Annotated in this window: 8 protein-coding genes; 6 read left to right on the top strand and 2 right to left on the bottom strand. The window is 73.3% G+C overall.

Translation table 11 applies throughout. The features are described 5' to 3' along the window. Positions 1–116: 116 nt before the first annotated feature. Positions 117–368, bottom strand: coding sequence for an antitoxin (locus tag ABT160_RS40540; protein WP_351653784.1), 252 nt, complete (start codon positions 366–368; stop codon positions 117–119). 24 nt (positions 369–392) lie between these two features. Continuing rightward, the gene (locus tag ABT160_RS40535; protein ID WP_351653782.1) at positions 393–635 is read right to left on the bottom strand and encodes a hypothetical protein; all 243 of its coding nucleotides are present in this window, start codon (positions 633–635) and stop codon (positions 393–395) included. Positions 636–818: 183 nt separating this feature from the next. Between ABT160_RS40535 and miaA the strand changes: the two genes are divergently transcribed. The 6 genes from miaA (at position 819) to hflX (ending at position 8,793) form a co-directional block, all read left to right on the top strand. After that, entirely contained in the window at positions 819–1,757 is a 939-nt protein-coding gene (miaA, locus tag ABT160_RS40530; protein ID WP_351653780.1) for a tRNA (adenosine(37)-N6)-dimethylallyltransferase MiaA, read from the top strand. Between the two features lie 110 nt (positions 1,758–1,867). Continuing rightward, the gene (locus ABT160_RS40525) at positions 1,868–2,314 is read left to right on the top strand and encodes a hypothetical protein (RefSeq protein WP_351653786.1); all 447 of its coding nucleotides are present in this window, start codon (positions 1,868–1,870) and stop codon (positions 2,312–2,314) included. A gap of 99 nt (positions 2,315–2,413) precedes the next feature. Continuing rightward, positions 2,414–3,283, top strand: coding sequence for a diaminopimelate epimerase (gene dapF / locus ABT160_RS40520; RefSeq protein WP_351653778.1), 870 nt, complete (start codon positions 2,414–2,416; stop codon positions 3,281–3,283). A gap of 193 nt (positions 3,284–3,476) precedes the next feature. Beyond that, complete coding sequence (locus tag ABT160_RS40515) at positions 3,477–5,555, top strand: RelA/SpoT family protein (RefSeq protein WP_351653776.1); 2,079 nt, start codon at positions 3,477–3,479, stop codon at positions 5,553–5,555. Between the two features lie 98 nt (positions 5,556–5,653). After that, complete coding sequence (locus ABT160_RS40510) at positions 5,654–7,117, top strand: M1 family metallopeptidase (RefSeq protein WP_351653774.1); 1,464 nt, start codon at positions 5,654–5,656, stop codon at positions 7,115–7,117. 182 nt (positions 7,118–7,299) lie between these two features. Next, complete coding sequence (hflX, locus tag ABT160_RS40505; protein WP_351653772.1) at positions 7,300–8,793, top strand: GTPase HflX; 1,494 nt, start codon at positions 7,300–7,302, stop codon at positions 8,791–8,793. Positions 8,794–8,841: the final 48 nt, after the last annotated feature.

Here is an 8,841-nt window from a genome sequence, read left to right as displayed (position 1 = left end):
CTCCCGGGGGGCGCGCGCCCCCGCCCCCCCGGCGGGCCCGCGCGGCGCCGCCGGCGGGCCGGCGGCGCGCGGGGGCCCCCCCCCCCCCCGCCCGGCTGCTGCGCGCGCGGCGCCCCTCAGGGGGCCGGCGGCGGAGGCGACGCGGGAGGCGTGCCGTCGTCCTTGTGGGAGAGGCGGTCGAGGGCGTCCTTGGCCTTGCCCGTACCGGACTCGATCTTGTCGCTGTACTTGCCCTTGGTCTTCTCGTCGACCATCTTCGCGGCCTTATCCAGGCCCTGGTCGATCTTGTCCCCGTGCTGCTGCGCGAGGTCAGAGACCTTGTCCTTGGCCGGCGCGAGCCTGGCCTTCAGCTGATCAAGAAAACCCATGGTCACCTTCCCTCGTGGACGGGACTACGTGCGGGCGGCCTCGCCGGCCTCGTTGTCCGCCGCCTCTTCGGCCGACTGCTGCTTCGGGATCTCGACGCCCTCGGCGGGAGCCGCCTCCGCGGCGGGCTCCGCCTTCTCGGGGGCCCCGGACTCGTCCGCGGTGGCGGCGGCCTCGGGCTCGGCCGTCAGGGTGGCCACCCGCGCCTCCTCCGTTGACGCCTCCGCAGCCTCCTTGTTCTTGCGGCGGAACCGGCTAAAAACGCCCATATCTACTCCATAGCGTACTCGTGTGGGCGAAATTCCGCGCCGTCCGGAGCGTCCCATTGCGTCGCCCGGTGGCACCGGTCCTGAAAACCGGCGGTCGGAACCTCGCAACAGGCAACGACCTCGCGCGCGTGCCGTCACGTAGCTCGTTCGGGGACCGCCCCCGATGTTTGCGAGACTGGGGCGGTGAGAAGTGCAGCTCCCGCCCCGCGGGTCATCGCCGTCGTCGGCCCCACCGCGGCCGGAAAGTCCGATCTGGGCGTCTTCCTCGCCCAGCAGCTCGACGGCGAGATCGTCAACGCCGACTCCATGCAGCTCTACCGGGGGATGGACATCGGCACCGCCAAGCTGACGCCCGAGGAGCGCGGCGGGGTGCCGCACCACCTGATGGACATCTGGGACGTCACCGAGGCGGCCAGCGTCGCCGAGTACCAGCGGCTGGCGCGCGCGCAGATCGACCGGCTGCTCGCCGAGGGCCGCACCCCCGTCCTGGTCGGCGGCTCCGGCCTGTACGTGCGCGGGGCGATCGACGTCCTGGACTTCCCCGGCACCGACCCGGAGGTCCGCGCCCGCCTGGAGGCGGAGCTGGAGGAGGCGGGCTCCGGCGTGCTGCACGCCCGCCTGGCCGCCGCCGACCCCGAGGCCGCCCGGCGCATCCTGCCGAGCAACGGCCGCCGCATCGTGCGCGCCCTGGAGGTCATCGAGATCACCGGCAAGCCCTTCACCGCCAACCTCCCCGGCCACGACTCGGTGTACGACACCGTGCAGATCGGCGTCGACGTCGAGCGGCCCGAGCTGGACGAGCGCATCACCGCGCGCGTGGACCGCATGTGGGAGGCCGGACTGGTCGACGAGGTGCGCGCGCTGGAGGCCCTGGGACTGCGCGAGGGCCGCACCGCCTCCCGCGCGCTCGGCTACCAGCAGGTGCTCACGGCGCTCGCGGGGGAGTGCACCGAGGACGAGGCGCGGGCCGAGACCGTGCGCGCCACCAAGCGGTTCGCCCGCCGCCAGGACTCCTGGTTCCGCCGCGACCCGCGGGTGCACTGGCTGAGCGGAGCCGTCGCGGACCGCGGGGAACTCCCGCACCTGGCGCTGACGTTGGTCGAACGAGCGGTCACAGCCTGATCACGTCCTGGCATCGGGACGTGAAGGCCGTCATTCCGGTGCCCGGTGCCGTGCCATCATCGGACTCGATAGATCGACCAGTTGAGTCCGAGTTGGGAGGGCGCGTGGCGATGGAGGCCGGCCCTCGCGACAGAGAACACCACCGGGCGGCGCAGGACGCGCCCTCGCTGAGCCCTGACGGGCCCGACGAGACCGGGGAGGTCCAGGACGTCACCCAGGGCGAGGTCGAGGTCGAGCTGCGCCCGCGCCGCCTGCTGCGCATCTGGCAGCTCGCCCCCATCGTGGGCCTGGCCGCCGTCGGCTCCCTGATGTTCGCCTTCCCGCTCGCCTTCGGCTCCGGCGACGGCGGCGCCGTCGTCGCCATGCTGGGCCTGCTGATCAGCTGCTGCGCCGCGGGCTGGGGCCTGATGGCCGCCCGCCGGGTGGGCGCCAGCTGGCCCGGACTGCCCGCGCGCGGCTCCGGCGAGCGACCCGACTGGCGCGTGGTGCTGCTGTACGCGGCCGTGGTCAGCGCCCTGGTGGTGCTGGCGATCTGGCGGGTGGCCCGGCTGCGCTGAGCGGCCCGCCCAGGGTCCCGCGCCGCCTTCCGCACGGTCGCCGTCCGCTCCCCGGACCGTCCCTGCCCGCTGTCGTACCGCCCCCGTACGATGGATCACATGACCACTCAGAGCGCCGCCCCGCTGGCCTTCCTCAAGGGCCACGGGACCGAGAACGACTTCGTGATCGTCCCCGACGCGGACAACGCGCTCGACCTGCCCCCCGCCACCGTCGCCCGGCTCTGCGACCGCCGCGCGGGCATCGGCGGCGACGGCCTGCTGCACGTGGTGCGCTCCGCCGCGCACCCCGAGGCGCGCGCGATGGCCGACGAGGCCGAGTGGTTCATGGACTACCGCAACGCCGACGGGTCGGTCGCCGAGATGTGCGGCAACGGCGTCCGCGTCTTCGCCCGCTACCTCCAGCACGCCGGACTGGTCGAGGCCGGTGAGGTCGCCGTCGCCACGCGCGGGGGCGTCAAGCGCGTGCACCTCGCCAAGAACGGCGACGTGACGGTACGGATGGGCCGCGCCGTGCTCCCCGGGGCCGGAGTCACCGTGACCGTCGACGGCCGCAGCTGGCCCGCCCGCAACGTCAACATGGGCAACCCGCACGCGGTGGCCTTCGTCGAGGACCTGGCACACGCGGGCACCCTGTACGACGAGCCGCCCTACGCCCCGGCGTCCGTCTACCCGGACGGCGTGAACATCGAGTTCGTGGTGGACCGCGGCCCGCGCCACGTCGCCATGCGGGTGCACGAGCGCGGGGCGTCCGAGACCCGCTCCTGCGGCACGGGCGCGTGCGCGGTGGCCGTGGCGGCCGCCCGCCGCGACGGGGCCGACCCGGGCGAGACCGGCGCCCCCGTCACGTACACCGTGGACGTCCTCGGCGGCACCCTGGTCATCACCGAGCACCCCGACGGCGAGATCGAGATGACCGGTCCCGCGGTCATCGTCGCCGAGGGCCGCGTCGAGCCCTCCTGGCTCGGCTGAGCGCCGGAGCACCCGTCCGGGAACAGCGCGCGGTAGCGAATCCGCGTGCGTTCCGGCCATCCCTCGAATGGGTGATCCGGTTCACGCTGAGCGAGAGCGGGACTGCGCCGCGTGGTGGGCTCGGTAGCATCAAGCACCGGCCCGGAGGGCACGCCTGCCCGCCACCGCCGGTCGACGTTGCCGGAGGTGCCCCATGACTGCAGAGGCCACCAACCCTGGTGCTCCCAGCCGCAGGCGCGGCCGCCCGAGGATCGACCTGCGCCGTCTCGGCCGCGCGGCCCTGCTCGGCCCCGCCGCCCGGGACCGGCTGCCCGACGCCATCGGGCACGTGGCCGAGGCGCACCGGGCCCACCACCCCGACGCCGACCTGGCCGTCCTGCGCCGCGCGTACGTGCTCGCGGAGTCCTCGCACCGCGGCCAGATGCGCAAGAGCGGCGAGCCGTACATCACGCACCCGCTCGCCGTGACGCTCATCCTCGCCGAACTGGGCGCCGAGACCACGACGTTGACCGCCTCCCTGCTGCACGACACCGTCGAGGACACCGACGTGACGCTGGAGCAGGTGCACCGCGAGTTCGGCGACGAGGTGGCCTACCTGGTCGACGGGGTGACCAAGCTGGAGAAGGTCGACTACGGCGCCGCCGCCGAGCCCGAGACCTTCCGCAAGATGCTCGTCGCCACCGGCAACGACGTACGCGTGATGTCGATCAAACTCGCCGACCGGCTGCACAACATGCGCACCCTGGGCGTGATGCGCCCCGAGAAGCAGGCCCGCATCGCCAAGGTCACCCGCGACGTCCTCATCCCGCTCGCCGAACGCCTGGGCGTCCAGGCGCTCAAGACCGAGCTGGAGGACCTGGTCTTCGCGATCCTGCACCCCGAGGAGTACGAGAACACCCGCGCGGTCATCGCCGACAACGCCACCGCCGGGGACGCGCTCGCCGCCATCGCCGACGACGTGCGCACCGTACTGCGCGAGGCCGGGATCACCGCCGAAGTCCTCATCCGTCCGCGCCACTTCGTCTCCGTGCACCGGGTGCGCCTCAAGCGCGGGGAGCTGCGCGGCACCGACTTCGGGCGGCTGCTCGTGCTGGTCTCCGAGGACGCCGACTGCTACGGCGTGCTCGGCGAACTGCACACCTGCTTCACGCCCGTCATCTCGGAGTTCAAGGACTTCATCGCGGCCCCCAAGTTCAACCTGTACCAGTCGCTGCACACGGCGGTCGCCTCCACGGACGGCTCGGTCGCCGAAGTCCTCATCCGTACGCACCAGATGCACAAGGTTGCCGAAGCGGGCGTGGTCGCCCTCGGCAACCCGTACGTGGCCACGGACGGCGCCGAACCCACCGAGGACGGCGAGCGCGTCGACCCCACCCGGCCCGGCTGGCTCTCCCGCCTCCTCGACTGGCAGGAGTCCACGCCCGACCCCGACACCTTCTGGACCTCCCTGCGCGCCGACCTGGCCCAGGACCGCGAGATCACCGTCTTCCGCGCCGACGGCGGCACCCTGGGCCTGCCCGCGGGCGCGAGCTGCGTGGACGCGGCCTACGCGCAGTACGGCGAGCGCGCCCACGCGTGCGTGGGCGCACGCGTGAACGGCCGTCTGGCGACGCTCAGCACGGTCCTCGGCGACGGGGACACCGTGCAGCCGCTGCTCGCCCAGGACCCCGCCTCCGGGCCCTCGCCCGACTGGCTCGACCACGCCCGTACGCCCGCCGCGCGCATCGCCATCGCCGGCTGGCTCGCCGACCATCCCGAGGGCGCGCTCGCACCGGCCTCCGCCCCGCGCGCGCCCGCCGCCGTCACCACCGACCGTCCCGACAGCGCCAACGCGGTCACCGAACTGGCGGGCGCGACCGTACGGCTCGCCGGGTGCTGCACCCCGGTGCCGCCGGACGCGGTCACCGGCTTCGCCGTCCGCGGCGGCGTGGTCACCGTGCACCGCGCGGAGTGTCCCGCCGTACTGCGCATGCGGGCCCTGGGGCGCGCCCCCGTCGGCGTCAGCTGGGGCGACGCCATCGAGTGCCGGGTCACCCTGGTCGCCGAGTCCTTCGTCCGCCCGCGCCTGCTCGCCGACCTCACCGAGGCCATCGCCACCGAGGGCGCGGCGATCGTCTCGGCCACCGTGGAGCCGCCCAGCGAACAGCGCGTACGGCACACGTACACGCTCCAGCTTCCCGACGCCGCCGGACTGCCCGCCCTGATGCGCGCCATGCGCGACGTCGCGGGCGTGTACGACGTCACCCGCGCACAGCACCCCGCGCGGGCCTGACGACACCCGTCCCACGGGGGCCGCCTCTTTCGGGTGGTGCGGCCCCGGCCGACGCGCGCCGCCACGGACGGCACGGGGCGCGCTGGTAGCCGTAGGACATGTTCCTCTCCTCCCGTCGGCGGCGTGCCGCCCTGCTGGCCGCGGCCTCGCTCTCGCTGGTGGCCGCGGCGCTGCCCGCGCCCGTCACCCCGCTCGGCATCGGCGACCCGCTCTTCCCGCAGCTGGGCAACCCCGGCTACGACGTCCTGGCCTACGACATCGCGATGGCCTACCCGGGCGACAACACCAAGCCCCTGGACGCCGAGACGAAGATCAGCGCGCGGGCGCTGCAGCCCCTGGACCGGGTCAACCTGGACTTCACCCACGGCACCGTCCGCTCGGTGCGGGTCAACGACGAGCCCGCCGACTTCGCGCTCAGTGGCGAGGACCTGGTCGTGCGGCCCGCGACGCCGCTGGCCGCGGGCGAGGCCCTGCGGATCGACGTGCGCCACACCAGCGACCCCTCCGGACCGCGCGACACGGGCGGCTGGGTGCGCACCGGGGACGGCCTGGCGATGGCCAACCAGGCCGACGCCGCCCACCGGGTGTTCCCCTGCAACGACCACCCCGCGGACAAGGCGTACTTCACCTTCCGGATCACCGCCCCCAAGGACCTGACGGCCGTCGCCAACGGCCTGCGGACGGCGAAGGAGCGCCACGGCGCGAACACCACCTGGTCCTACCGCACCGCCCACCCCATGGCCACCGAGCTGGCACAGGTCTCCATCGGCAGCTCCACCGTCGTGACCCGGAAGGGGCCGCACGGGCTGCCCGTGCGCGACGTGGTGCGCACCCAGGACCGCGCCGCCCTGGAGCGCTGGCTGAAGAAGACGCCCGGCCACCTGTCCTGGATGGAGGGCAAGGTCGGCCGCTACCCCTTCGAGTCGTACGGAGTGCTGGTCGCCGACGCCGACACGGGCTTCGAGCTGGAGACCCAGACCCTGTCGCTGTTCGAGCGGTCGCTGTTCACCCGCCCCGCGTACCCCGAGTGGTACGTCGACTCGATCATGGTCCACGAGCTGGCCCACCACTGGTTCGGCAACAGCGTCTCCCCGCAGACCTGGTCCGACCTGTGGCTGAACGAGGGGCACGCCACCTGGTACGAGGCCCTGTACGCGCAGGAGAAGGCCAAGCAGCCGCTCGAGGCGCGGATGCGCGACGCCTACGCCTCCTCCGACCTGTGGCGCTCGGCCGGCGGGCCCCCGGCGTCCCCGCGCCCGCCCGCTCCCGGCCATAAGATCAGCCTGTTCCGGCCGGTCGTGTACGACGGCAGCGCCCTGGTCCTGTACGCGCTGCGGCAGGAGGTCGGGCAGGCCGCCTTCGACCGCCTGGAGCGCTCCTGGGTCGCCGGGTACCGGGACCGCAACGCCACCACCGCGGACTTCGTCGCGCTGGCGTCCAGGGTCACGGGGCGTGACCTCACGCCGTTCTTCGCGGGCTGGCTGTACGGCGAGAAGACGCCACCGATGCCGGGCCACCCCGACTGGCGCGTCCGGCCCGTCACCCCGGCGGGCGCCCGCTAGAGCGCCGCTGGAGTCCCGCTGGGGCGGGAACGGGAAGGGGAAAACCCGGATGACGGGCCCGGCCGTACCGTGGGACCATCGAGAGGTCGGCGGCGCTGCCGGCGCCCGGGGAATCATCCGGGTCCGCAACGCGTTGTCACCGGCACGAGAACCATTCCCTGCCCCAGAGACGTAAGGATCCAATGACCTCCTCTTCATCCACTTCCCAGGACGCGCAGAGCTTCGCGGACAACCGCCGCACCGAGAGCCTTCGGGCCGATGCCCTGATGGAAGAGGACGTCGCCTGGAGCCACGAGATCGACGGAGCGCGGGACGGAGACCAGTTCGACCGTTCCGAGCGCGCCGCCCTGCGGCGCGTGGCGGGACTCTCCACCGAGCTCGAGGACGTCACCGAGGTCGAGTACCGGCAGCTGCGCCTGGAGCGCGTGGTGCTGGTCGGCGTGTGGACCTCGGGGACCGTCGGCGACGCGGAGAACTCCCTCGCGGAGCTCGCCGCCCTCGCCGAGACGGCGGGCGCCCTCGTGCTGGACGGCGTGATCCAGCGCCGCGACAAGCCGGACCCGGCCACGTACATCGGCTCGGGCAAGGCCAACGAACTGCGCGACATCGTGCTCGAGACCGGAGCCGACACCGTCGTGTGCGACGGTGAGCTCAGCCCCGGCCAGCTCATCCACCTCGAGGACGTCGTCAAGGTCAAGGTGGTCGACCGCACCGCCCTGATCCTCGACATCTTCGCCCAGCACGCCAAGTCCCGGGAGGGCAAGGCGCAGGTGGCCCTGGCGCAGATGCAGTACATGCTGCCCAGGCTCCGGGGCTGGGGCCAGTCGCTGTCCCGTCAGATGGGTGGCGGCGGCGGTGGCGGCATGGCCACCCGCGGTCCCGGTGAGACCAAGATCGAGACGGACCGGCGCCGGATCCGCGAGAAGATGGCGAAGATGCGCCGTGAGATCGCGGAGATGAAGACCGGCCGCGACATCAAGCGGCAGGAGCGCCGGCGCAACAAGGTGCCGTCGGTGGCGATCGCCGGTTACACCAACGCCGGGAAGTCCTCGCTGCTCAACCGCCTCACGGGCGCGGGCGTGCTGGTGGAGAACGCGCTGTTCGCCACCCTCGACCCGACCGTGCGCCGGGCCGAGACGCCCAGCGGCCGGGGCTACACCCTGGCCGACACCGTCGGGTTCGTACGGCACCTGCCGCACCACCTCGTCGAGGCGTTCCGCTCCACCATGGAGGAGGTCGGGGACTCCGACCTGATCCTGCACGTGGTGGACGGCTCGCACCCGGCGCCGGAGGAGCAGCTGGCCGCCGTGCGCGAGGTCATCCGTGACGTCGGCGCGGTGAACGTGCCGGAGATCGTGGTGATCAACAAGGCGGACGCGGCCGACCCGCTGGTGCTCCAGCGGCTGCTGCGCATCGAGAAGCACTCGATCGCGGTGTCCGCGCGCTCCGGCCAGGGCATCCCCGAGCTGCTGGCCCTGATCGACGCCGAACTGCCGCGTCCCAAGGTCCAGGTCGAGGCGCTCGTGCCGTACACGCACGGTGCGCTGGTGGCCCGCGCCCACACCGACGGCGAGGTCATCTCCGAGGAGCACACCCCGGAGGGCACGCTGCTCAAGGCGCTGGTCCACGAGGAACTGGCCGCGGACCTGGCCCCGTTCGTGCCCGCCGCCAACTGACGGCTGCCAACGGGCTCGTACGCACGGCGAAGGCCCGCCCCCTTTCCG

The sequence above is a fragment of the Streptomyces sp. NPDC001941 genome, from assembly GCF_040296945.1.
GTDB lineage: Bacteria > Actinomycetota > Actinomycetes > Streptomycetales > Streptomycetaceae > Streptomyces.
This window is presented reverse-complemented; position numbering and strand designations above follow the sequence as displayed.